Here is a 24634-nt window from a genome sequence, read left to right on the forward strand (position 1 = left end):
CCGGCGACATATCATCCGGCTTTGAGGGAGGCTTGAACGGGTAAAACCGGACAAGCCTTTTCTCTTGCCTCAATATTTCTCCAACTGGTGGCATCACCCAGGATAAAAAAATGCAAGTGACACGCTATACCCTCATCTATGCTCTGATCATGGCGACCGTTGTCGTCGCCTCGAACTTCCTGGTTCAGTTTCCGGTCACGGGAACGTTCTGGGGCGTTGCGCTCGCCGACCTTCTGACCTGGGGCGCGTTTATCTATCCCGTCGCCTTCCTGGTCACCGACCTCGCCAATCGACAGTTCGGCCCGGCAATTGCCCGCCGCATCGTCCTCGTCGGCTTCATCGTCGGTGTGACGCTTTCGTTCCTGGCCTCCGCGCCGCGGATCGCGATCGCATCGGGCACCGCTTATCTCATCGGCCAACTTCTCGATATCTCGGTCTTCAATCAGCTCCGCCGCCAGACCTGGTGGCGTGCGCCGCTTGCGGGCTCCCTTCTCGGCTCGGCGCTCGATACTCTCTTGTTTTTCTCGCTGGCCTTCGCCGCGATCTTTGTCTTCATCGGCCCGAACGAGGATTTCGCAATCGCCTCGGCTCCGATCCTCGGCGCCTTCGCCATCGAGGCTCCGCGCTGGGTCTCCTGGGCGCTGGGTGATCTTGTCGTCAAGATCCTGGTCGGTATCGTGCTGCTGTTGCCCTATGGCGCGCTGATGAACGTGCTGAAGCCGATGCCGCAGGTGGCCAAGGCCGCCTGACCGGAAGCCGCCTCGTCTCCACTTGAAAGTCGCACAAAAGCGCTGCAATTTGCGCGCGCCAGCGACGGTTCAAAAAAGGTGGACGCCAATGAAGATTCACGATGTCATCGACGTTGTTGAAGCGACGAATTCAACCCTTTCAGGTTCGTCATTTGAAAACGTCAACCTCTCCGGAACAAGCTTCAACAATATCAACCTCTCCGGAACAAGGTTCAACGACATCAATTTTTCTGGGGCGACATTCACGGATAGCAATATGTCGGGCTGGTCCATCGATGACGTCAATCTCTCCGGATTGCGCCTCCAGAACGCAAACCTTTCAGGCGCGGAATTCACGGGATGCAGAATGACTGGAGCCAGGATCGACGGCATCCCTGTTCAATACCTGCTTGATGCGTACAAGGCTGCGAAAAAGGACTGAAGCCGGAAACCGCTATTGGTTCAGCCGGAACTCCAACATGACGTTCCGCTGCAGGAGGTTGCCGTTGTCGTCCGAGACCAGGATCAGATGCGGCTTTCCCTCTGGCCCTATAACGACGTCCAGCCCTTCCATATTGTCGATCGCATAACCCATATCGGCGTCGATGAGCACCTCGCCGTCCACGACGGCGCCGGGACGGATGCTGTCGCCCCTGATCCGGCGGATGCGCATGCCGAGCCCACCGGTGAAGCTGAAGCGGCGTTCCAGCAGCAGGAAATCGCCGCTCGGCAGGAAGGCGCCATCCGTTACATCGTAGGGATCGTGGCGCGCGACCTTGAACACACCCCTCAGCGGCCCCTCAAGGATCGCTGCAAACGAATTGCCGTCATCGTCGATGCTGTGCTCCGTGACGACGACAAGCACCCCCTTGAGCGGGCTTGAGGAAGGCGAGACCGCCACGGTCTCCATCCCGGCATTCATCCGAAATTCATGGCGGGGGATGACGGGATCGAGCGTCTTCAACGGAGCGGAAGTCTCAAAGCCCGGATCGGGATAGACATCGACGCGATGGCGCTGCTCGAAACTGACGATCGCCTGTCCCCGGCGCAGAGCCAGCCCTTCGGCATCCGTATAATATTTCGAACCGGCACGCCCGCCTTGGATGAGGATCGGGCTGATCGAAACATCCGAGAGGCCGGAAAGCCGACCGCCGGCATCCCGCTCGATCCTGCCCGTCAGCCAGTTGCCGATATCGAGGACGGATACGAAGCCCTGGCCATCGGAGCGAAAGCGTATGCTTGACAACGATTGCAGCCGGCTGTCGGAGGACGAGAACTCGATGCCACCGAGGAATTCGAGCGGACCGAAACGCGTCTCGGCCGAACCCCGCTTGAACTTCGTGATCGCCCGCGCCCTCACCGAGACGCTCTCCGTCGCCGGCGCCACCGGAAAAGCCAGCGCGCTGAAAAGCGCGGAGCAGATGGCAAGACGGACAAGCTTCAAGGGAGCAAGCCTCAACCGGCCCGGCGCATGCGGCCCGTCGAATGACCGTTATTCTCTTCGAAGAGCGCCGCAAGCTGCTCGGTCATGGCGCCTGCAAGCTCGTCCGCATCGACGATCGTCACGGCCTTGCGGTAGTAACGCGTCACATCGTGGCCGATGCCGATCGCCAGAAGCTCGATTGGCGAGCGCGTCTCGATCTGCTCGATCACCGCCCGCAGGTGCCGTTCCAGGTAATTGCCCGGATTGACCGACAGCGTCGAGTCGTCGACCGGTGCGCCGTCGGAAATCATCATCAGGATCTTGCGCTGTTCCGGCCGGCCGATGAGGCGCTGGTGCGCCCACATCAGCGCTTCGCCATCGATGTTCTCCTTAAGCAGGCCCTCTCGCATCATCAGGCCGAGATTGCGGCGAGACCGGCGCCAGGGCGCATCGGCAGACTTGTAGACGATATGACGCAGGTCGTTAAGGCGGCCGGGGGTCGGAGGCTTGCCGCCGGCGAGCCACTTCTCGCGCGCCTGCCCGCCCTTCCAGGCCTTAGTCGTGAAGCCGAGGATCTCGACTTTCACGCCGCAGCGTTCCAGCGTGCGGGCAAGGATGTCGGCACAGGTGGCCGCAACCGTAATCGGCCGGCCGCGCATCGAGCCTGAATTATCGATGACCAGCGAAACGACCGTATCGCGGAACTGGGTGTCGCGCTCCTTCTTGAAGGAAAGCGGTTGCATCGGGTCGATGATCAGGCGCACGAGGCGGGCCGGGTCGAGATAGCCTTCTTCCAGGTCGAAATCCCAGGAGCGGTTCTGCTGCGCCATCAGGCGACGTTGCAAACGGTTGGCGAGCCGCCCGACCGCGCCCTGGAGATGAGCAAGCTGCTTGTCAAGGAAGGCGCGCAACCGGTCCAGTTCGACCTCGTCGCAGAGTTCCTCCGCCGTGACCTCCTCGTCAAATTCCTGCGTAAAGATCTTGTAGTCGACCTTTTCGTTGAAATCGTCGAACGGGCTGTTCGGACGACGGGTTTCGCCCGGCGTCTCGGAATGTTCGTCGCTGTCGTCCGACATGTCCTCGTCAGACATCTCGGCACCGTCCATCTCGCCGTCTTCGAGTTCATCGTCGGAAGCCTCGCTCTGCTCGGCGGGCGCGGCGTCGGCACCGGCCTCTTCCTCGACGTCCTCGTTGTCGGTCTCATTGCTGCGCGGCTGGTCTTCCTCGCTCGGTTTCTCCATTTCCTCCGGCTCGGAGTCCTCCTCCGCGAATTCCTCCGCCATCTGCATGGAGGACAGCATGTGCCGCACGAGCTTGCCGAAAGCCTGCTGGTCCTCGATCACACCCTTCAGGTTGTCGAGATCGCCGGATGCCTTTTCCTCGATGAAAGGCCGCCAAAGGTCGAGCACCTTGCCGGCACTGGCGGGCGGCCGCTCGCCGGTCAGTTTTTCACGCACCAGCATGGCGACGGCTTCCGCGACCGGCGCATCTTCCTGCCGCTCGATGCCGGAGAAATTCGCTTTGGCATATTTTTCGGCGTGCATCGAATTGAGGTTAGCCGCGACGCCGGCCATGCGCAGTGCCCCGATCGATTCCACGCGGGCCTGCTCGACCGCGTCGAAAACAACGCGGGCGTCGGAGCCCTGCGGCGACATATTGGCATGGACATTCGTATCATGGCAGGCAAGCCGCAGCGCCATGGAGTCGCCAAGACCACGGGTCACCGCAAGTTCGTGCGCCGTCGGTCGCTTGGAAATTTCCGGCAGGCGGATACGCTCGCCGGCAAGACCGGGGCGCTCGTTCGCGAACGAAACCTCGACCTCGTTGTCGCCGGCAATCGAGCGAATGCAGCCGGTGATCGCCTGCCGCAACGGCTCGGTATCCACCGGCCCGCCGGGTTTGGCCTTCGAATTGTCTCCGCGCACTGCCATGATGCCGCCTCCGTGCGTTTATGCCCCGAGAACGATGTTGGCTGCGCTTTCCTTCAGCTCGACACCGAAGGCGCGCTGGTACTGCTCGGCGACCAGCGTGCGCTCCAGCTCGTCGCACTTGTTGAGGAAGGTGATGCGGAAGGCAAAGGCGATATCGCCGAAGATCTCGGCATTCTCCGCCCAGGTGATGACCGTGCGCGGACTCATGACGGTCGAAAGGTCGCCATTCATGAAGGCCGAGCGGGTAAGATCCGCAACGCGCACCATCTTGGAAACCGTCTCGCGACCTTCGGCGGAAGCGCCGAAACTCTTCACCTTGGCGGCGACGATGTCGACTTCCTTCTCATGCGGCAGATAGTTCAGCGTGGTGACGATCGACCATCGGTCCATCTGCGCCTGGTTGATCTGTTGGGTGCCGTGATAGAGGCCGGTCGTATCACCGAGGCCGACAGTGTTGGCGGTCGCGAAGATACGGAAGGCAGGGTGAGGGCGGATGACGCGGCTCTGATCGAGCAGGGTCAAGCGGCCGGAGGATTCCAGCACGCGCTGGATGACGAACATGACGTCCGGGCGGCCGGCATCGTATTCGTCAAAGACGAGCGCGACATTGTGCTGGTAGGCCCAGGGCAGGATACCATCCTTGAATTCGGTGACCTGCTTGCCATCCTTCAGCACGATCGCATCCTTGCCGACGAGATCGATACGGCTGACATGGCTGTCGAGGTTGACGCGCACGCAAGGCCAGTTGAGACGGGCTGCGACCTGCTCGATATGGGTGGACTTGCCGGTGCCGTGGAAGCCGGACACCATGACGCGTCGGTTATGTGCAAAGCCTGCAAGGATGGCGAGCGTCGTATCGCGGTCGAACAGGTAGTCCGGGTCGAGATCCGGAACATAGGGGTCGCCATTGCTGTAGGCAGGAACCTTCCAATCCGTATCGATGCCGAAAACTTCCCGGACCGAAACAGTCGTATCGGGCAGATTGGAAATATCTAGATCAATCTTACTCATCATCTCTCCAAGGCACGGGCCGCCGCCCGTCCGTCATCCTCACTGACGCAATTTTTACGGCTTAGCAGAAACCCGCCTGCTTCAACAACTGATATGCTTGAACGACAGCGCGAAAACGTTCTTCCGAGCCGCGATCGCCGCCATTGGCATCGGGATGATGCTTCTTGACCAGTTCCTTGTAGCGGCTCTTGATTTCAGTCGCTGTCGCATTCCCCGTCAACCCCATCGTGTCGAAGGCCTTTGCTTCCAGCGTCTTCAGCTTGCGCTCCTGGGGTGGAAAGCGAGGGCCGCCGGCGCGCGCCTGCGAAACGAAGCCGAACGGATCCCTGAACCGTTGCGCGTGGGCACCGCCGGATCGCACGGTCGAATGAAGTGGAGCCTGCTTGGCCGATTTGTTGACGCCGAGCGTCCAGGTCGGGCGATGGCCCGTCACCGCCTCCTTCTGGTACCGGGCGATCTCGCCGTCCGAAAGACCGGAAAAATAATTATAGCCCTTGTTGTATTCTTTGACGTGTTCGAAACAGAACAAGAAGAACTGGCCTTCCGCGTTGCGGCCCACGGGAGCGCGGTGAACTCCGGGCTTGTCACACCCGTCCCACTGACAGGTCGGCGTCTGCGGAGCCGCTTCCTGCTGCCTGTTCCGGCGCGTCCGGATACGATCGAAATATTTGGAATCTAGCTTCATAAGGCCCTCATTATGGGATGGCCGGCAGGATGCGGCAAGAATTGACAAAGCGCTTTCTTACTGGTTTGTGGGATGCCCCTTTGAGGTCGCCGCCGCGACCTACGTTGTCATGGAGCCGAACATGTCCGTCAAAGCCCGGATCGAAGCCACGCTTACCGAAAACCTTTTGCCGGAACGGCTGGTCGTCATCGACGAAAGCCATCAGCATGCCGGTCATCAGCCGCACTTCACCGGCGCCGAGGGGACGCATATGCGTGTCCGTGTCGTCTCAGCCAAATTTTCCGGAATGAGCCGTATCGACCGACATCGAATAGTGAACGCGCTTCTGAAGCCGGAACTCGATGCCGGCTTGCATGCGCTGGCGGTGGAAACCGCAGCACCCGGCGAACCGACAAACTGGTAGCAGGGCTTAGATAGGAATAATCATGGGAGAGACCAAGGCCTAAGCGCTCGTTTTGAGACGCGTTGCCGGCCTGGATCACCGCTCCCGTGATTAGGGTGGATGCTGGTGGCTTTGCGTCAAAAGCGATCATCGCGCCATATCAATGCCGAGCGGATTGATGGGGCCTTGCCGGTGAGTTGCGGGGAAAAATGAGCTGTATTTCTTCTTCCGGCGGCGGCAATTAACAAGTTTGCCGTCGCCGGACCAGGCAGTGCCTATGCATATTTTCTGCGATAGGCTGCGACGACAAGCCAGATTGCCGAAAGCAGGAAATAAAAAGCGCCGAACCCGACATAGGGTACGACGTCCAGGATGGTCGGCGCCGCCGTGCCAAGGGATCGGCTGATCATGAAGCCGCCGGCGAGGGCCGACTGCGCACCGCTCAGGATCATCACCCATTGCGCGCCATAGGCACGCCAGCGCCTTACCCCCGTGTACAGTTGAAGCAGACCCGAAAGGATCGCCCAGACCCCAAACACGGCCAGGACGGCGTATGTACCATTACTGACCGCCACGATGACGGCGAGCGTCGTTATCATGCTGACCACGACATTTAATGACTGGGACGGGTTGACCTTTAGGCCGCCGTTTGTCCGGGCATCAACCAGATTGGCGAGCGCATCCCACAACGGGTAGATCACCAGCAGAAACGTGGCGGGGCCGGGTTGCGCACTGAAGAGAATGGCGGCGGCAATCCAGGCAATGGAGAATGTGGCGCGTACGAAATAATAGGATCGCAGCCAGTTGGATTGGGTGGAAGATTGGCTTTGCATTGACAGGCTCCTAATTGTTGACTACCTACTAGTAGGAAGATGAATCCTCTAGATCAACCCGACGCTCAAACACTTCCTTGTGAAAAGCGGGAGCGCCGCAACATTCTTGACAATCTGCCTATCAGAAGGTAGGCATCGGTATGAAATCAATGACTTCGACTTCGGAAAAAATTCTCGACATCGCGCAGTCTCTCATTGTCACGGGAGGCTATAACGGGTTCAGCTATGCCGACATCTCGGCTGCGATCGGCATCAGGAAGGCGAGCATTCACCATCATTTTCCGACGAAGGCCGAGCTGGTCTCGGCGCTGGTGGATCGCTACAGGCACCAGGCGGAAGCGGGCTTGAAGTCCTTGCGCGAGCAGGTCTCAAACCCTGCCGAACAACTGCAGTCCTACATGAACTATTGGCAGTCATGCATTCGGGATGCCTCGTTACCCTTCTGCGTCTGCGCGATGCTCGCCAGCGAGATGCAGATGCTGCCGGAAGGCGTTGCATCACGCGTCCGCGCCCATTTCCATGGTCTTGCAGGATGGCTCACCTCGGTGCTGCAGGCAGGAGTGGAGCAGGACCTGTTCCGGCTGGACAACCGACCGGAAGAGGAAGCCCAATTGCTGATGGCCTCGGTTCATGGGGCAATGCTATCCGCAAGAGCTTTCGACGATACCCGATTGTTCATCGCAATCGTCGCCCCCCAGATCGCCAGGCTGCGAGCACCGGATTACGCGGAAACTGTCGCACAAAAGTAGCCAGCAGGCGAATACGCAGGGGCCGCCCCGACGACCCTCAAGATTACTGAAGGCTACTCCGCCGGCAATGTAGCCTCGTCCGCCGGTCGTATCCTCAGCCGTGTAATGCGGTTCTTCTCGCGCTTCATGACGATGAAGCGCTTGTCATAGAAGGTGAAGGCCTGCCGCTCCTCGGGGATGAGTTTCGATTCATGAATGACAAGGCCGGCAATCGTCGTCGCTTCGGCATCCGGTAAGTTCCAGTCGAGCGCGCGGTTCAAATCGCGGATCGGCACCGATCCATCGACGACGATCGATCCGTCCGCCTCTTGGCGCACACCTTGAATCTCGATGTCGTGCTCGTCGGCAATGTCGCCTACGATCTCTTCAAGGATGTCCTCCAGCGTCACGATGCCCTGTACCTCGCCATATTCGTCGACGACGACGGCAAAATGCACCTTGCGGCGCAGGAAGGCATTGAGCTGATCCTTGAGGCTGGTGCTGTCCGGCACGAACCACGGTTTTTGGGCGATCTTGACGATGTCGATATTGTCCAGCTGCGCATTCGGCTCGGCAAGCGCGCGCAGCAGATCCTTGGCATGCACGATGCCGATGATGTTCTCCGTCGAATTGCGCCAGACGGGCATGCGCGTATAGGGGCTTTCCAGGACGGTGCGAACAGCCACGTCCGGCGGATCGTCGGCATTGACCGCCCGCATCACGGTGCGATGCTTCATGACATCGGAGACTTCCAGCTCTTCCAGCTCGAAGAGGCTGCTCAATCGATCCCGGTCCGGCCTCTCGAAATTGCCCTCGCGATGGATCGCGTCGAGCGCAGCATGCAGGTCGTCGTGGTTCGAAAAAGCAAGCGTCTCAGGAGAGAGCGAAACACCGAACAGACGGAGAAGTCCGCGAATCAACGCGTTGACGGCACGCGACAACAGCCCTCCCATCGACGTCATTTCGGTCGCTTTTCCTCCAGAAAACTCAAGACTTCGGACGATGGCACGTCGTTCGCGATAAAGGACTGGCCGATGCCATGCGTGAGGATGAAGGTGAGCTTGCCGCCCTGGACCTTCTTGTCCTGCGCGATCGCCTCGAGCAATTTTTCAGTCGGCGGCAGCTTGCCCGGGATATCGCTCATCGAAGTCGGCAAACCGACGGCCTTCAGGTGGGCCTCGACCCGCCCGGCATCGTCCGGGCTTGCGAGATTGAGCCTCGCCGAGAACTGATGCGCCAACACCATGCCGATCGCAACACCCTCTCCATGCACGAGCCTCTTGCTATCATATTCGGTCGCCGCTTCCAGCGCATGGCCGAACGTGTGGCCGAGATTGAGAAGCGCTCGGCGGCCCGTTTCCCGCTCGTCCTCGACGACGACATCGGCCTTCGCCTGACAGCTCACCGCGATCGCTTCGATCCGCTCCGGACCGCCTTCGAAGACCTCTCTCCAGTGCTTTTCCAGCCAGACGAAGAAATCCGGCTTGTCGATCAGCCCGTATTTCGCGACTTCCGCATAACCGGCGCGGAACTCCCGCTCGGAAAGCGAGTCGAGCGCGGCGGTATCGGCAAGCACGAGGCTCGGCTGGTGGAAAACACCGAGCAGGTTCTTGCCGTGATGGGTGTTGATGCCGGTCTTGCCACCGACGGAGGAATCGACCTGCGCCAGAAGCGTGGTCGGGATCTGCACGAAACGCACCCCGCGGCGAACGATGCCGGCGGCAAAGCCGGCAAGATCGCCGATCACCCCGCCGCCAAGCGCAATCACGCAATCGTTACGCTCTATGCGGGCCGAAAGCACCATATCGGTGACGGTTGCCAGATGTTCGAGGCTCTTCGTCTTCTCACCCGCAGGCAGCGTCAGGGAGACCGCTTCGATACCGTCGGTCTGCAGGCTGTCCATCAGGGCTTCGAGATAAAGCGGATCCACATGTTCGTCGGTGACGATCGCCGCCTTGCGGCCCTTGAGCCGCGACGTGATCTCGCCCCCGGCCCGCGAAATCAGGCCGGGACCGATCAGAATGTCGTAGGCGCGATCGCCGAGCGGCACATGCACAAGGCGCTCCAGGGATCGCTCGGGAGATCGGGAAGATACGTTCATCGCAGTTCACTTTCACTGGAATGATCGGCCATGCCGACAATGGCGGACAGCACTTCGTTGACCATGACATCCTTGCGGACATTCCCCGACTGGACGGTCAGATCCGCATCGGCATACACCGGATAACGCTGGATCATCAGGTTTTCGAGCGTTTGTTTCGGGTTCTCTGTCTTGAGCAACGGCCTATGGTCGCGTTTGCTGACACGCTCCCACAAGACATCCAGATCGGCTTTCAGCCAGATGGAAATGCCGCCGTTCTTGATTTGCCTTCGCGTATTCTCGTTGATGAAGGCGCCCCCGCCGGTCGAGATCACGCGCGGTCCATTCCTCAACAGGCGCTCGATGACGCGGGTCTCGAGTGAGCGGAACTCCGCCTCACCATAGGCCGCGAACAGCTCGCTGATGGTCATGCGGGAGACTTTCTCGATCTCCGCGTCCGTATCCACGAACGGGATGGAAAGGCTCTGCGCAACAAGCCGACCGATCACCGACTTGCCGGCGCCCATCAGACCGACAAAGACGAGATTGCGCTTGCCGAGAACGGCACGCGCCTTTTCGCTGAGGGTCGGTGCGGCGGAGGTTGCAGCTTCTGTCATCGTCAGGTCCGTTTCGAACACGGTATCGACAAATGCCGGGGCAGCGTCAAGCCGTCGCAATACCTAAAGACAGCGGAGGATTGTTTGTTCTTGTTCTTCCATAAACCTTTATCGATATAGTGCGACGCAACCTTGTGGAGTTCCGGATGCCCACCCTTTTTCGTTTCCTCTTCGTGCTGGCGGTGATCGCAGGCATCGTTTATGGAAGCATGGTGGCGCTCGTCATGCTGGTGGAGCCGCGCGAACGCGATGTGACGGTGCGCATTCCTTCCGAGCGGCTGAACCCGGCATCACCTCAACGATAACGGCAAACGGACATGGTCGATCTTTCCCGCGCCCATATCGAGGCCTTTCTCGAAATGATGAGCGCCGAGCGGGGCGCGGCCGGCAACACGCTCGCCTCCTACGAGCGCGACCTCGAAGACCTGCATTCCTTCCTTGCTTCGAGCCGGAAAACTCCGCTCACCGCCGAAAGTGCCGATCTTGCGGCCTATCTCGCCCATCTGAGCAAACAGGGGTTTGCGGCCTCGTCCCAGGCGCGGCGGTTGTCGGCCATGCGGCAATTCTACAAGTTTCTCTATGCGGAAGGCCTGCGCGGCGACGATCCGACCGCAATCCTCGAAGCGCCCAAAAAGGGCCGCCCGCTGCCCAAGACCATGAGCGAGGATGATGTGACCCGGCTGCTGGAACTTGCCGCGAAGGAGGCGGCAGAGCCTGGGCCGGACCAACTTTCCCGCCTCAGGATGCTGGCGTTGCTCGAACTTCTCTATGCCACCGGCATGCGCGTCAGCGAACTCGTTTCGCTGCCCATCAAGGTCCTGGACCAGGAAGGCCGTTTCCTGATGATCCGTGGCAAGGGAAACAAGGAACGGCTGGTACCGCTCTCCCGCTCGGCCATTGCCGCGCTGAAATCCTATGGCGAAGCCCGCGCTGCCATGGTTGCCAGGACCGGAGACAGCCCCTGGCTTTTCCCGTCGTCCGGCAAAGAGGGTTATCTTCCCCGGCAGGTCTTCGCGCGCCATTTGAAAAGCGTCGCCGCTCGGGCCGGTCTCAGAACCACGACAATCTCGCCGCATGTGATGCGCCATGCCTTCGCAAGCCACCTCCTTCAGAACGGAGCGGACCTCCGCGTAGTGCAGGAATTGCTTGGCCATTCAGACATTTCCACCACGCAGATTTATACGCATGTTCTGGAAGAACGGCTGCGTGAGCTTGTTGAAATGCATCACCCTCTTGCAAAACAGGCCAAAAACCGGGATTAGAGGCCCGACCGCAACGGGGAACTCCGCGTTCCTGAGCTAAGAAGTAACGGGAAACCGGATCTCATGCAGACTTATCTCGATTTCGAAAAGCCAATCTCGGATCTCGAGGGGAAGATCCATGAGCTGAAAAAGCTCGCCTCGGAAGACGAGAGCATCGATACGTCCGAGGAGATCACGAGGCTCGAGGCCCGCGTCAGGGAAGCGACCAGGGAGGTTTACGCCAAGCTCGGAGCCTGGGAAAAGACGCAGGTCGCGCGGCATCCGCAGCGTCCGCATTTCACCGACTATTCGACCCGGCTGTTTACCGATTTCACGCCGCTCGCAGGCGACCGCAACTTCGGCGAGGATGCCGCGATCCAGGCGGGTCTTGCCCGCTTCAACGGCATGCCAGTCGCAATCATCGGCCAGGAAAAGGGCCATGATACGAAGACGCGCCTCAAGCACAACTTCGGCAGCCCCCGTCCGGAAGGCTATCGCAAGGCGATCCGCGTCATGGAAATGGCCGGCCGCTTCGGCCTGCCGGTGATCACGCTGGTCGATACTGCAGGCGCCTATCCGGGCGTCGGCGCCGAAGAACGCGGCCAGGCGGAAGCCATCGCCCGTTCGACCGAAATGTGCTTGGCCTTGAAGGTGCCGATGGTTTCGGTCGTCATCGGTGAAGGCGGTTCCGGCGGAGCAATCGCGATCGCCACGGGTAACCGTGTCTACATGCTCGAACATGCGATCTATTCGGTGATTTCGCCGGAAGGTGCCGCCTCCATCCTCTGGCGTGATTCGACCCGCGCCCGGGAAGCCGCCACGAACATGAAGATCACGGCGGACGACCTGAAGGCGCTTGGCATCATCGACGGCATTATTCCCGAACCGCTCGGCGGAGCGCACCGCGAACCGGATACCGTGATCGCCGCGACCGGCAAGGTGATCGCTTCAGCCCTTGACGATCTGGGGCAACTGTCCGGCGACGAACTCAGGTCCGCGCGTCGGCAGAAGTTCCTCGATATTGGCCGCAATCTCTAATCCGTGGACGGCTGCCGCTGAAATTGCCAAATTTGGCCACATTGCTGTAAACAGTGATGTTGGGCGGTTTTGCTGGACAGACGGATAGAAGCGGTTAAGAAGATGTAAAGATTACCGCTTTATTGATCGAAGTCCCGTACCGATCCCGGTCGGCTTTCGAAATCCATGTGGTCCGTTCCGATGCGTCTGATGAAACACATCGCCTTCGCTCTTCTCGTGGCAACCGCGCTGACGGGCTGCAATGACACGCTCGATTCGGCAAGCACCGATCTCAAGAGCGTCAAGAACAAGGTCGAGCAGCCTCTGCCTTCCCGCATCCTTGCGGAGATGCAGAAGAAGAACATGCCGCGCAATTCGCCGATCATGGTCCGCATCCTCAAGGAAGAGGGTAAGCTGGAGGTTTGGAAGGCAAGGGCCGACAACCGCTTCGAGGTGATCAAGAGCTACGACATCTGCGCCTGGTCCGGAAAGCTTGGTCCGAAGGTCAAGGAAGGCGATCGCCAGGCTCCTGAAGGCTTCTATAACCTGACGCCGGCGCATCTGAACCCCTACTCGAAATACTATCTCGCCATCAATACCGGCTTTCCGAACCGTTACGATCAGGCGAACAGCCGCACCGGTTCCAACCTGATGATCCATGGAGCCTGCTCGTCGTCCGGCTGCTATTCCATGACCGATGAGCAGGTTCTGGAAATCTATGCCTTCGCCCGCGACGCCTTCAAGGGCGGCCAGACGACTATTCAGCTCCAGGCTCTTCCCTTCCGCATGACCGCGGAGAACATGGTCCGCCACCGCGACAATTCGAACTATGACTTCTGGAAGATGTTGAAGGCCGGCTACGATAATTTCGAAGTCACCAAGCGCCCGCCGGAAGTCGCCGTCTGCGAAAAGAAATACGTCTTCAACCAGCAGGTGGAAGGCAACGGTACGTTCAACGCAGCGTCCGCCTGCCCGGCCATGTCGACCCCGCCGGCGCTGGTGGCCGCATTGGCCTCCTATGGAAAGACCTATGACCTCGCCTATCAGAAGGCCCTCGACAAGTTCGACGGCAAGGTCTGGTACGAGCCTTCCGAAGCGGAACGCAAGGCGGTTGTCGCCGAGAAACGCAAGGGCCGCGACCTGGCCTACGCGCCGACCGGTACCTCGCTCGAAGCCGGCAAACTGATGAGCCAATCGGAATTCAAGGCGATGATGGAGAAACGCATGGCTGCGCAGAACAAGCCGGCCAATACCATGCTCGCTTCCGCCGCTTCCTCGCCGCGTGCCTCCTCCGCCGCCGAGCGGATGAAGCAGGACCGCCTGCCGACAGCCAGCACGCCGCCTCAGACGCCGGCTCCCACCACAGCAACCGCTCAAGGGACGACAACCGTTCCGATCCCGGAACAGAACCCGCTTGCCTATGCGGCACCGCAGCAGGTCACGGAAGTCAAGAAGAAGCCGTTCTGGAAATTCTGGAGCACGGAATGAATTCCACCGCTGACGGCCTCTACGACCTGAGAGGCCTGAAGTGTCCCCTGCCCGTGCTGAAAACGCGGCGGCGGCTGAAAAGCATGGAAAGCGGTGCGGAACTCCTGATCGAAACGACCGACCCGCTGGCCGGCATCGACATCCCGCATTTCTGCACCGAAGAAGGTCATGCGCTCATCCGCTCGGAAAAGACCGGAGCCGGCCACCGTTTCCTGATCCGTAAGGGATAGGCGGATTTACATCCGGAGCCCGGGAACGGAGAGCGGATTCTCTTCCAGCGCCGCTCGATCCGGCCGGTCGATACGCGGTTGTCCGGTGAAAGCGGCGAACAGATCCGATACGAAAGCCTCCGGCAGGTCCTGTGTGATCAGCACCATGCGGGTGCGGCGATCGGAACCTTCCGGCCATTTCGGCAACCGCTGCGGGGGGTGGAATACGCTCTGCACCCCGTGCAGCACGAGCGGCCGGTCCGGATTGTCCGAGAGCGCCACGACCGCCTTCATCCTGAGCAGCTTTTCCCCATGCGCCGAGCGCAGCAGATCGACGAACATCTCGATCGCCATCGGATCGATCGGCTTGTCGTGGATGATCGAGAACGAGCGGATATTCTCGCCGTGGCGGGTCACGTCATGATGAAGGTGGTGATGGTGCCCATGCCCATGATGATCGTGTCCGTGATGTTCATGGTCGTGATGGTGATCATGATGCTCTTCGGCATCGTTCGCTATCTCGTCGTGCAGCCAGCGATCCACGTCAGCGATCTTGGTCGCCGGATCGTAGAGCCCGTTTTCCAGAATCGACGCCGTACCGGCTTCCGCGCCGTCACCATCGACGACTGGCGCGCGCGGATTGAGCGTCGCGAGCCGGGATTTGAGGGCGGCAATCTGGGCTGCATCGGCCATGGAAAGCTTGGAGATGATGAGCCGGTCGGCGACCGCTGCCTGTTTCACCGCCTCCTGATGACGATCGAGCGTCGAGAGCCCGTTGACCGCGTCCACCACCGTGATCACGCCGTCAAGCTCGAAATTCTGCGCGATCACGGGATTGCCCATGACCGATTGCATGACAGGAGCGGGATCGGCTAGGCCGGTCGTCTCGATCACCACGCGGCGGAAGGGCTTCAGCCGGCCGGTCTGGATGCCATCCATCATATATGCCAGCGAATCGACCAGTTCGCCGCGGACGGTACAGCAGAGGCAGCCGTTGGAAAGTTCCACCAGGGCGTCACCCGAAGCCTCGACCAGGAAATTGTCGATACCGACTTCGCCGAACTCATTGATGATGACGGCAGTGTCGCTTGTCCCCGGGTCCTTGAGGATGCGGTTGAGCAGCGTCGATTTTCCCGCACCGAGAAAGCCGGTGAGGATGGAGACCGGAATCCGGCCGCGGATAGAGGACATCAACTATTCCACTTCAGAATGTCGGGCGGGGCTGCGGGATCGGCACATTGGCGATCTCTTTCCTGCCCTTGGTGGATGCGACCTTGTCTTTGGCGGGTGCAATGTCCTCGCCTCCGAACAGAACGCCCGCGAAGCTGTAGACCGGCGGCCTGGTCATCTCGTGAATATAGGGCGAGTGCAGCACCATGCGGCCGGCATCGTCGCGATTTTCGCTGCGCACCTTGGCTGCCTTGGGATTGCAGATCTCCGCGCTGACATCGTTGACGGCGGCCGTGTCGCCATAAGGAGCCAGAGAGGCAAGCGGCACGCCCTGGCTCGGCGAAGATGTCAGTCCCTGTTGCAGAAGATTGGCCGTATCGTCCGCACGGCCGGCCAGGCTGTCCGACCCCAGCACGACGGAAATCACCGTGCGGCCGTCACGCGTCGCCGAGCCGACCTGGTTGAAGCCGGAGGCGCAGATGAAACCGGTCTTCATGCCGTCCGCGCCATCAAAACGGCCGATCAGCGTATTGAAGTTGGTATACTGCTTGTTGCCGGTATCGATGCCTTCCAGCGAGAAATAACCCTGGTATTCCGGAAAATCCTGTTTCAGCCGGAGAGCCAGCAGTGCAAGGTCGCGGGCTGTCGTATACTGGCCCTTTCCCGGCAGTCCATGCGGGTTGATGAAATGCGTCGACGTCATGCCAAGGGCCTTGGCCTGCGCATTCATCATCGCCACGAACTGGTCGGCCGAACCGCCAACGGTCTCGGCAACCGCGACGGCCATGTCGTTGGCCGATTTCACAAGCAGTATCTTCAGCGCGCTGTCCATGGTGAGCCTGGAGCCGGGCTTGAAATACATCTTGCTTGCCGGCTGCTCGGTCGCCTTCTTGCTCATGACCACCGGCGTATCGAGCGTGAGCTTGCCGCTCTTCAGCGCCGTGAAGGTGACATAGGCCGTCATGAGTTTGGTCAGCGAGGCGGGATACCACTTGAGGAAGGCATCCTCGTGGGCAATCACCCTGCCCGTCCTCACGTCGACCACCATCTTCGGCTTGGCAGCGGCACTTCCAGCCGACAGGAGCAAGCCGAAGGCCGTGAAAGCGGAAATCAGCCGGGCAGTGGCCCCAGGTCGAACGGGTGAAATCGGCAAGGTCGTCCCTCGTTGTTGCGGCTTAACGAGTGTGGCGCATATGCGGCCTATGTGGCCAAGCAATGGCAAAGAAGATTGATTGCGTCAATCAGGACAGGCACTATCTGCAGGGGAGGACGATTCATAACCGCGTGAGCAACAAAAACAGGGAACCCTATGCCAATCTTGAACCGGGCCGCCGAGCTTCAGACCGAAGTCAGCAGATGGCGACGATATCTTCACGAAAATCCCGAAATTCTTTACGACGTCGAGAACACCGCCTCTTTCGTTGAACAGAAGCTGAAAGAATTCGGTGTCGACGAGGTAATCACCGGCATCGGCCGGACCGGCGTCGTCGGCATCATCCACGGCAAAGGCCCGGCTAGCCGCACGATCGGGCTTCGTGCAGACATGGACGCTCTGCCGCTCGATGAAATCACCGGCAAGGCCTGGGCTTCGAAAACACCCGGCAAGATGCATGCCTGCGGCCATGACGGGCACACGTCCATGCTGCTGGGTGCGGCGAAATACCTCGCCGAAACCCGCAACTTCAACGGCAGCGTTGTCCTCATCTTCCAGCCTGCGGAGGAAGGTGGCGCCGGCGCACTGGCGATGATCGAGGACGGCATGATGGAGCGCTTCGGTATCGAGGAAGTCTATGGCATGCACAACATGCCGGGCATTCCGGTCGGCCAGTTCGCCATCCGCAAGGGAGGCATCATGGCCGCGCCCGACCGCTTCACCATCACCATCAAGGGCCGCGGCGGCCATGCAGCCCAGCCGCACAAGACGATCGACCCGATTTTCATCGGCTCGCAGCTCGTCGGCAGCCTGCAGGCGATCGCTGCCCGGAATGCCGATCCGCTACGCTCGGTCGTCATCTCCGTGACGCGCTTCGACGCCGGTACGACGCACAACATCATCCCGGATGAGGCAACCCTCTGGGGTACGGTCAGGACGCTGAGCGAGGAGACGCGTGATCTTGCTGAGATGCGTATCCGCCAGATCGTGGAGGGTATCGTCAGTGCACATGGCGCGGAAGCGAACATCGAATATGAACGCAGATGTCCGGTCACCACGAATCATGATCAGGAGACGGAACATGCAATCAGTGTCGCGACCGGGGTTGTCGGCGTCTCCAACGTGGACACCAATGTCGATCCCGCGATGGCCGGCGAGGATTTTGCCTTCATGTTGAAACGGCGGCCCGGCGCCTTCATCTTCATTGGCAACGGCGATACGGCAGCTCTCCACAATCCGCATTACGACTTCGACGATGAGGCGATCCCTTACGGCATTTCCTATTGGGTGCGGCTCGCCGAGCAGCGATTGACGGAGTAAAGCTGCGGAAAAGACTTGGCTAAATCGGGCGGCTTTTGTATGGATGTCGCCTGAGTGGTCCCGTAGCTCAGCAGGATAGAGCATCAGATTCCTAATCTGGGGGTCGCGCGTTCGAATCGCGCCGGGATCACCAATCCAACCGGGATGTTCCCTATAGGCGCGGAGCCGGTTGAGCTCCCGGATACCTTCGTCCAAAACTGCCGATGACATATGTGGGATGATTGACCATCATCTTCTTCACGTCGCGCCGCCTATGCGCCTTACGATCCGGCTGCCTGCGAGATCCGGGGAGGAAATCCAATCCGGCGAGGGATGCCTGGGCGTGGCCGAGAAGCCGCGCCCAGGCAGGGCTTTGGTCATCAGATCAGATCAAAACGATCGGCGTTCATGACCTTGTTCCAGGCGGCAACGAAGTCCCTCACGAACTTTTCCTTGGCATCGGACTGGGCATAGACTTCGGCGATGGCCCGAAGTTGAGAATGCGAGCCAAAGATGAGGTCCACGCGCGTGCCGGTCCACTTCGGCGCCTTCGTCTTCCGATCGTGCCCCTCATAGACGCCGTCCTTGCCGGAAACTAGCGCCCATTCCGTACTCATGTCCAGCAGGTTGACGAAGAAGTCGTTCGTCAGGGTTTCGGGTTTGTCAGTGAAGACACCATGCTCCGGCTGTCCGGCCTTCAGCACGCGCAGGCCGCCGACGAGCACCGTCATTTCCGGTGCAGTCAGCGTCAGCAGTTGGGCCCGGTCTACAAGAGCCTCTTCCTGCTGCATGAACTGTATCCTGCCGTTATTGACATAGTTGCGGAAACCGTCGGCACGCGGTTCGAGCGGCGCGAAGGAAACGGCGTCGGTCTGTTCCTGCGATGCATCCATGCGGCCCGGCGTGAACGGTACGGTGATGTCGTATCCGGCGGCCTTGGCAGCCTTCTCGACACCCGCAGCGCCGGCAAGAACGATCAGGTCGGCGAGCGAGATCTTCTTAGCGCCGGTCTGGGCAGCGTTGAAGTCCCTCTGGATGCCTTCGAGGACGCCAAGAACCCTGGCGAGCTGTGCCGGCTGGTTCACGTCCCAGTCCTTCTGCGGGGCAAGGCGAATGCGTGCGCCATTTGCACCGCCACGCTTGTCGGAACCACGGAAGGTCGAGGCCGAAGCCCAAGCGGTCGAGACCAGTTCCTGCACCGAAAGGCCGGCGGCAAGGACCTTGGCCTTCAAGTCGGCGACGTCCTTTTCGTCCACGAGCTGGTGGTCGACGGCCGGGATCACGTCCTGCCAGATCAGGTCCTCGGCCGGCACTTCCGGGCCGAGGTAACGCACCTTCGGTCCCATGTCGCGATGGGTCAGCTTGAACCATGCACGGGCGAAGGCATCGGCGAACTGATCCGGGTGCTCGAGGAAACGAAGCGAGATCTTTTCATAGGCAGGATCGAAGCGCAGCGACAGGTCGGTGGTCAACATGGTGGGGACATGTTTCTTCGACACGTCATAGGCATCCGGGATGGACGCCTCCGCGTTCTTCGCCTTCCACTGATACGCACCGGCCGGGCTTTTCGTCAGTTCCCATTCGCAGTTGAAGAGGTTCTCGAAGAAGTAGTTGCTCCACTTCGTCGGGGTCTGCGTCCAAGTCACTTCAGGACCGCCGGTGATGGCATCCTCGCCGACACCGGTGCCGAACGTGCTCTTCCAGCCGAGTCCCTGGTCTTCGATAGCGCCGCCTTCCGGCTCGGCGCCGATGAAGGACGGATCGCCGGCACCGTGTGTCTTGCCGAAGGTGTGGCCGCCGGCAATCAATGCCACGGTCTCTTCGTCGTTCATCGCCATGCGGGCGAAGGTCTCGCGGATGTCGCGCGCGGCGGCAACCGGATCGGGATTGCCGTTCGGACCTTCCGGATTGACGTAGATGAGGCCCATCTGGACGGCCCCGAGCGGCTCTGAGAGCTGCCGTTCACCGCTATAGCGTTCATCGCCCAGCCAGGTGCCTTCCGGACCCCAGAAGAGCTCTTCCGGCTCCCAGGCATCGGCGCGACCGCCAGCGAAGCCAAAAGTCTTGAAGCCCATCGATTCCAGGGCAACATTGCCCGTGAGTATCATCAGGTCCGCCCAGGAAATCTTGTTGCCGTATTTCTGCTTGATCGGCCACAGCAGGCGGCGGGCTTTGTCGAGGTTGGCGTTGTCCGGCCAGCTGTTGAGCGGAGCGAAACGCTGCTGGCCGGCGCCGGCGCCGCCGCGGCCATCGGTGATGCGATAGGTGCCGGCACTGTGCCAGGCCATGCGGATGAACAGGCCGCCGTAGTGGCCGAAATCTGCCGGCCACCAGTCCTGTGAATCCGTCATCAGCGCATGAAGGTCTTTCTTCACAGCGTCGAGATCGAGCGTCTTGAATTCTTCGGCATAGTCGAACGCCTTGCCCAGGGGATCGGACAGGCCAGAATTCTGATGAAGAATCTGGACGTTGAGCTGGCTAGGCCACCAATCGCGGTTGGATCTGCCGCGAGGTGTATGGCCATGTGCGACGGGACATTTGCCCGCGCTGTCGGTTTTGGTGTCCATCATTTCCTCCTTGATTTCTCAATATCTGCATCCAGGGGAGTAGCGTCCGCCGACCAATCGGCTAGCTTCAGCTCAATATCGACCTTTTGTATGAAGTTCACACGTGCAAGATTTTGGGCCTCCGCTCGGTTAAGCAAGAGACACCGGCGATCACCTTCCCTTGCCTTCCTTCATATCGGAAGCGACTGATAAATTTAAGTTGGATTTACTGATCGTTGCGATAAGAAGGCCTTATGAAAAATTATGCCTGCCGTCATGGTCGATCACCTGCCGGCAGCAAGAGAGCGATCGGATCTCGCTTCCGATTGAAAAGCAGGTCTTGGCGCAGCCTATACTCACATCCATAGGCATCATCGGCATTTCCTCACCATCGATGAAACATACGGCACACCACCGCCGGGCGGTGTTGTGCCAGCGATCGTCAGATTGGTGATGAAGACCCCACCGGAATGCACCATGTCGATATGCACTCCGTCATGATCGGCAGCAACATGGGTGTCAGGAGGATGGCGCCGCCGATCCTTCGATCGCCTTACCGATGATAATCAGCACCATACTGATGAGCACCGGCATCGTCAGCGGATCGAACGTGTCGCAGTCGTAGCTGATACGAGAACGCGGCTATGCGGCTTCTCATCTCCAAATGCCGGATCCAGCCGAAACAGCCGCATTCTCGCGTTCAACCGCCAATGGACACCAACTCGTCCTCGATGTGAACCCGGATGATTTCGTCGAAATTTTTCTCAGCCGTAAAGCCCAATGCCGTAGCCCGCTTCGCTTCGAACCCGGGCGCCCACCCCGCGACCATCTTCATGATCATCTCGTCCGGAACGCGCCGGATCAGTCGCACCGCCCTTTCACCTGCCGCACGACGGAGCGCTTCGATCTGTTCGCCGACCGTGGCGCTGACACCGGGCATGGAAAGGTTGCGATGCGGTCCGACCTCATCAAGGTCCAGTTTTGCCGCGTGGATCAGATAACCGACTGCCGATCGGGGCGATGTATGCCAGTGGCGTACATCTTCCGATACCGGCAGGATTGCCTCCTGCCCGATCAGCGGCTCGCGCAGAATATTGGAGAAGAAACCCGATGCGGCCTTGTTCGGCTTGCCCGGTCGGATGCAGACGGTTGGCAGGCGAATGCCGATGCCGTCGAAGAAACCGCGGCGTGTGTAGTCGGACAGAAGCAGTTCCGATATGGCCTTCTGCGTGCCGTAGCTGGTGAGCGGCGTGAGGTGAAAATCATCAGGAATCGGGAAAGGTAGTGGCGCCCCCACAACCGCGATCGATGACGTGAAGATGACGCGCGGCCTGTACCCATCCTGGTTATGCGCGACGCGGACAGCATCGAAGAGATAGCGCGTGCCGTCCAGATTCACCCGGTATCCCTTGTCGAAATCGAGCTCGGCTTCCGCGGAAACGATCGCTGCGAGATGGAAGATCATGTCCGGCCTGGATTCGATGAGCTGCTCAGCCTCTCCGGGGGCGGAGAGATCGGCTTTCCGCGTCACGACGCTTCCGCCAAAACCTTCCGGATGTTCCGGCTCGACGACATCCACCAGTGTCAGCTTCTCGATGGGCTTCTCGCCGATGCCGCCATCTGCAATGAGGCGCGCCGCAAGTTTGCGACCTACCATACCGGCCGCTCCGATAATCAAGATATGCATGAAACCTCCCGTTTCCGCTGGCGCCGCTCATCTTCGCAGCTTTGAGAAATTATCTTGTATGGTTGTCTGATAACCTTATATGCTTCATTTGGAAATAGGATAGTTGGACGTGCCGCGCATGACGCAGAACGAAATCGACCATCCTTGGGGCGAATGATCCGAAGGATTAAGAGCATGACAGTCGCGGAAACGGATGGGATTGGTGAGCACCGCCTCGCCCTGCAGTCGGCGCTTGGGGATGATATTGTCCTGACTGATGCCGACGCGATGGCGCACTATTGCCGCGATTGGCACGGCGATGTGACAAGCGGTGCGGTCGCTGTCCTCAGGCCGCGGTCCACGGAAGATGTCGCCGCGTCCGTGAGGATTTGCCGTGAGCTTGGGCTCGGGATCGTTCCGCAGGGGGGTAACACCGGCCTTGTTCTGGGTGCCATTCCCGATATGCCGGAACGGCATGTCGTCCTCAGCCTTGAACGCATGAATCGCATTCGGAAGATCGACGCGGACGACTTTTCAGCCGTGGTAGAGGCCGGCTGCATCCTTTGGGAAATGAAGGAGGCAATCGCCGAGAAAGGTATGTTCTTTCCTCTGGCGCTGGGCGCGCAGGGAAGTTGCCGGATCGGCGGCAATGTCTCCACCAATGCAGGCGGCATCAACGTGCTCAGGTACGGCATGACGCGCGAGCTCGTCCTCGGGCTGGAGGTCGTCCTGCCGGACGGTTCGATCTTCGACGGGCTTTCCACCCTTCGCAAGGATAACCGTGGTGTCGACCTCAAGCAGCTCTTCATCGGCGCAGAAGGCACGCTCGGCATTATCACAGCGGTTTCCATCAAGCTGATGCCTTATCCGGACAAGGTCGCAACCGCTCTCCTCGGCCTTGCTTCGCTGCAAGACGCGATCAGCCTGTATCGTCGCGCGCGGCGGGACTGCTGCGACCTGATGTCGGCCTTCGAATTCATGCCGCCGCTCGCCTTCACGCTGGCGCGCGAAGCGATGCCCGATCTGCCGATTCTCATCGCCCCCGATTACCCCGCTTATGTCCTGATGGAGATATCGGGTTCCGGCCTCGTCGACATTGACGATCTTATGCAGCGTTTCCTGGAGGGCGTCATGACGGATGGCCTGGTGGTCGACGGCACAATTGCCGCGTCGCAGGCCCAGGCCCGGAACCTCTGGCTGATCCGCGAGGGCATGAATGAAGGACAAGCCAGGCGAGGATCGCATATGCGCAGCGATATTTCTGTCTCGCTTTCGCAGCTCGCATCGTTCGTCGCCGATGCGGAAGCGGCTATCCTTCAGGCTCTTCCGGATTGCATCAGCGTATCCTACGGCCATGTGGGTGACGGCAATGTCCATCTGAATGTTCTGCCGCCCGCCGGACTGGCGCCGGATGAACGGGCCGAGCGCATCTACCGGGCAAAGACGGTGCTAAACGAGGTGGTCGACCGTTATTACGGCAGCATCAGCGCCGAGCATGGCATCGGACGCCTCAAACGGCCTGATTTCGACGCACGGCTGCCCGAGACCCACCGAAAGCTATTGACCGCGGTCAAGCGCGCCATCGATCCGGGCCTGATGATGAACCCTGGATGCCAGTTGAATTTCCAGCCGAAGTCGTAGAAGACTTTTCGGGAAAGGGAAGATGAAGGTGGCGGTGGCAGATTTCAGTCAGATCAGGCGAAGCGAACATCTCCCGGCGCGCATCGCCGCCGAGATAAGCCGCGAAATCAGCGAGGGCCGCATAGCACCGGGGCAGAAACTTCCGACAGAGCATTTGCTGGCAAAGACGTTCGGCGTCAGCCGCTCCGTCGTGCGTGAGGCGATCGCGCAACTCCGCAATGAAGGTCTGGTCGAGACCCGACAAGGCATCGGGGCCTTCGCCACGGAGATCGAGCGGCGCCAGTCGATCCGAATCGAACAGGGCAACCTCTCCGACCCCGATAGCTTCCGCAGCCTCTTCCAGTTGCGCATGGCCCTGGAGGTTGAAGCTGCGGGACTGGCGGCAATCCATCATACGCTTGATGATCTCGCCAAGCTCGATGAAGCACTGGCGCAGATGACGGGAGCCGAGAAATGGACCGAACAAGGCATCGTCGCCGATCTCGCCTTTCACCGTCTGGTCGCGTCCGCAACCCGGAATGAATATTTTCTCCAGTTCATCAGCTTCATTGCCGAGCGTATCCACGTCGCCATCAATGCCGCTCGGGCGACTGCCATATTGGAAGAGATTGTGGAAATCACCATCGCCGAGCATGTCGCAATCCGCGATGCGATCGCCACACGTGATCCTGCGAAGGCGAAAAAAGTCATGCGCTATCATCTCGAGGGCGCTGCCAGCCGACTCAATCTGCAGCTGGAAATGCAATAGCATCCGGCCTTCGTTCGGGCCTCGTCATCTCTTAGATC

General features: G+C 60.0%; 23 protein-coding genes, 1 tRNA gene and 1 pseudogene. 13 read left to right on the forward strand and 12 right to left on the reverse strand.

What is annotated here, in order from left to right; genetic code table 11:
• Positions 1–110: 110 nt before the first annotated feature.
• Both QEO92_RS20730 and QEO92_RS20735 read left to right on the forward strand, forming a co-directional pair.
• Complete coding sequence (locus QEO92_RS20730) at positions 111–749, forward strand: queuosine precursor transporter (protein ID WP_227704267.1); 639 nt, start codon at positions 111–113, stop codon at positions 747–749.
• Positions 750–837: 88 nt separating this feature from the next.
• Complete coding sequence (locus QEO92_RS20735) at positions 838–1170, forward strand: pentapeptide repeat-containing protein (protein ID WP_227704268.1); 333 nt, start codon at positions 838–840, stop codon at positions 1168–1170.
• 12 nt (positions 1171–1182) lie between these two features.
• Here QEO92_RS20735 and QEO92_RS20740 read toward each other — a convergent pair whose 3' ends face one another.
• The 4 genes from QEO92_RS20740 to QEO92_RS20755 all read right to left on the reverse strand — a co-directional run bounded on the left by QEO92_RS20740 (position 1183) and on the right by QEO92_RS20755 (position 5778).
• Entirely contained in the window at positions 1183–2172 is a 990-nt protein-coding gene (locus QEO92_RS20740; protein WP_227704269.1) for an esterase-like activity of phytase family protein, read from the reverse strand.
• Between the two features lie 11 nt (positions 2173–2183).
• Entirely contained in the window at positions 2184–4082 is a 1899-nt protein-coding gene (gene cobT / locus QEO92_RS20745; protein WP_227704270.1) for a cobaltochelatase subunit CobT, read from the reverse strand.
• Between the two features lie 18 nt (positions 4083–4100).
• Positions 4101–5093 carry a cobaltochelatase subunit CobS gene (cobS, locus tag QEO92_RS20750; protein WP_227704271.1) on the reverse strand — a complete coding sequence of 331 codons (993 nt, stop codon included), beginning with the start codon at positions 5091–5093 and terminating at the stop codon, positions 4101–4103.
• 61 nt (positions 5094–5154) lie between these two features.
• Positions 5155–5778: a J domain-containing protein gene (locus QEO92_RS20755; RefSeq protein ID WP_037157057.1), complete on the reverse strand. Its 624-nt coding sequence runs from the start codon at positions 5776–5778 to the stop codon at positions 5155–5157.
• Between the two features lie 121 nt (positions 5779–5899).
• On the opposite strand from QEO92_RS20755, the gene QEO92_RS20760 reads away from it, so the two are divergent.
• Complete coding sequence (locus tag QEO92_RS20760; RefSeq protein WP_227704272.1) at positions 5900–6181, forward strand: BolA family protein; 282 nt, start codon at positions 5900–5902, stop codon at positions 6179–6181.
• A 254-nt stretch (positions 6182–6435) separates the two neighbouring features.
• On the opposite strand, the gene QEO92_RS20765 is transcribed toward QEO92_RS20760, so the two are convergent.
• Positions 6436–6993 (reverse strand): DUF308 domain-containing protein, encoded by a 558-nt coding sequence (locus QEO92_RS20765; RefSeq protein ID WP_227704273.1) that lies wholly within the window; start codon positions 6991–6993, stop codon positions 6436–6438.
• Positions 6994–7133: 140 nt separating this feature from the next.
• On the opposite strand from QEO92_RS20765, the gene QEO92_RS20770 reads away from it, so the two are divergent.
• Positions 7134–7742: a TetR/AcrR family transcriptional regulator gene (locus tag QEO92_RS20770; protein WP_037157053.1), complete on the forward strand. Its 609-nt coding sequence runs from the start codon at positions 7134–7136 to the stop codon at positions 7740–7742.
• Positions 7743–7795: 53 nt separating this feature from the next.
• Here QEO92_RS20770 and QEO92_RS20775 read toward each other — a convergent pair.
• The 3 genes and pseudogenes from QEO92_RS20775 to QEO92_RS20785 form a co-directional block, all read right to left on the reverse strand.
• Positions 7796–8668: pseudogene (locus QEO92_RS20775) on the reverse strand (HlyC/CorC family transporter); the annotation flags it as partial.
• Between the two features lie 11 nt (positions 8669–8679).
• Positions 8680–9822, reverse strand: coding sequence for a 3-dehydroquinate synthase (gene aroB, locus QEO92_RS20780; protein WP_037157049.1), 1143 nt, complete (start codon positions 9820–9822; stop codon positions 8680–8682).
• On the reverse strand, positions 9819–10418 hold the full coding sequence (locus QEO92_RS20785) for a shikimate kinase (RefSeq protein ID WP_037157333.1): 600 nt from the start codon (positions 10416–10418) through the stop codon (positions 9819–9821). Before QEO92_RS20785 ends, aroB begins: the two co-directional genes overlap by 4 nt.
• Positions 10419–10564: 146 nt before the next feature.
• Here QEO92_RS20785 and QEO92_RS20790 point away from each other — a divergent pair, with 146 nt between their 5' ends.
• The 5 genes from QEO92_RS20790 (at position 10565) to QEO92_RS20810 (ending at position 14394) form a co-directional block, all read left to right on the forward strand.
• Positions 10565–10723: a hypothetical protein gene (locus tag QEO92_RS20790; RefSeq protein ID WP_037157047.1), complete on the forward strand. Its 159-nt coding sequence runs from the start codon at positions 10565–10567 to the stop codon at positions 10721–10723.
• A gap of 12 nt (positions 10724–10735) precedes the next feature.
• The gene (gene xerD, locus QEO92_RS20795) at positions 10736–11680 is read left to right on the forward strand and encodes a site-specific tyrosine recombinase XerD (protein ID WP_227704274.1); all 945 of its coding nucleotides are present in this window, start codon (positions 10736–10738) and stop codon (positions 11678–11680) included.
• Between the two features lie 63 nt (positions 11681–11743).
• The gene (locus QEO92_RS20800; RefSeq protein WP_227704275.1) at positions 11744–12697 is read left to right on the forward strand and encodes an acetyl-CoA carboxylase carboxyltransferase subunit alpha; all 954 of its coding nucleotides are present in this window, start codon (positions 11744–11746) and stop codon (positions 12695–12697) included.
• A gap of 180 nt (positions 12698–12877) precedes the next feature.
• On the forward strand, positions 12878–14164 hold the full coding sequence (locus QEO92_RS20805) for a L,D-transpeptidase family protein (RefSeq protein ID WP_265105718.1): 1287 nt from the start codon (positions 12878–12880) through the stop codon (positions 14162–14164).
• Positions 14161–14394, forward strand: a complete 234-nt coding sequence (locus tag QEO92_RS20810) for a sulfurtransferase TusA family protein (RefSeq protein ID WP_227704277.1) — start codon at positions 14161–14163, stop codon at positions 14392–14394. Before QEO92_RS20805 ends, QEO92_RS20810 begins: the two co-directional genes overlap by 4 nt.
• Before the next feature lie 6 nt (positions 14395–14400).
• On the opposite strand, the gene QEO92_RS20815 is transcribed toward QEO92_RS20810, so the two are convergent.
• Both QEO92_RS20815 and QEO92_RS20820 read right to left on the reverse strand, forming a co-directional pair.
• Entirely contained in the window at positions 14401–15564 is a 1164-nt protein-coding gene (locus tag QEO92_RS20815) for a CobW family GTP-binding protein (RefSeq protein ID WP_227704278.1), read from the reverse strand.
• A 13-nt stretch (positions 15565–15577) separates the two neighbouring features.
• The gene (locus QEO92_RS20820; RefSeq protein ID WP_227704279.1) at positions 15578–16696 is read right to left on the reverse strand and encodes a D-alanyl-D-alanine carboxypeptidase family protein; all 1119 of its coding nucleotides are present in this window, start codon (positions 16694–16696) and stop codon (positions 15578–15580) included.
• Positions 16697–16852: 156 nt separating this feature from the next.
• Between QEO92_RS20820 and QEO92_RS20825 the strand changes: the two genes are divergently transcribed.
• Together QEO92_RS20825 and QEO92_RS20830 are read left to right on the forward strand one after the other, a co-directional pair.
• Positions 16853–18016: a M20 aminoacylase family protein gene (locus tag QEO92_RS20825; RefSeq protein ID WP_227704280.1), complete on the forward strand. Its 1164-nt coding sequence runs from the start codon at positions 16853–16855 to the stop codon at positions 18014–18016.
• A gap of 56 nt (positions 18017–18072) precedes the next feature.
• A tRNA-Arg gene (locus tag QEO92_RS20830) sits at positions 18073–18149 on the forward strand.
• Positions 18150–18375: 226 nt separating this feature from the next.
• Here QEO92_RS20830 and katG read toward each other — a convergent pair.
• Together katG and denD are read right to left on the reverse strand one after the other, a co-directional pair.
• On the reverse strand, positions 18376–20562 hold the full coding sequence (katG, locus tag QEO92_RS20835; protein WP_227704281.1) for a catalase/peroxidase HPI: 2187 nt from the start codon (positions 20560–20562) through the stop codon (positions 18376–18378).
• A 679-nt stretch (positions 20563–21241) separates the two neighbouring features.
• On the reverse strand, positions 21242–22228 hold the full coding sequence (gene denD / locus QEO92_RS20840; protein WP_037156982.1) for a D-erythronate dehydrogenase: 987 nt from the start codon (positions 22226–22228) through the stop codon (positions 21242–21244).
• A 174-nt stretch (positions 22229–22402) separates the two neighbouring features.
• On the opposite strand from denD, the gene QEO92_RS20845 reads away from it, so the two are divergent.
• Both QEO92_RS20845 and QEO92_RS20850 read left to right on the forward strand, forming a co-directional pair.
• Complete coding sequence (locus tag QEO92_RS20845; protein WP_227704282.1) at positions 22403–23848, forward strand: FAD-binding oxidoreductase; 1446 nt, start codon at positions 22403–22405, stop codon at positions 23846–23848.
• A gap of 28 nt (positions 23849–23876) precedes the next feature.
• On the forward strand, positions 23877–24596 hold the full coding sequence (locus QEO92_RS20850; RefSeq protein WP_152601270.1) for a FadR/GntR family transcriptional regulator: 720 nt from the start codon (positions 23877–23879) through the stop codon (positions 24594–24596).
• Positions 24597–24634 lie beyond the last annotated feature (38 nt).

Source organism: Neorhizobium petrolearium (assembly GCF_029854435.1).
Taxonomy (GTDB): Bacteria; Pseudomonadota; Alphaproteobacteria; order Rhizobiales; family Rhizobiaceae; genus Neorhizobium; species Neorhizobium petrolearium.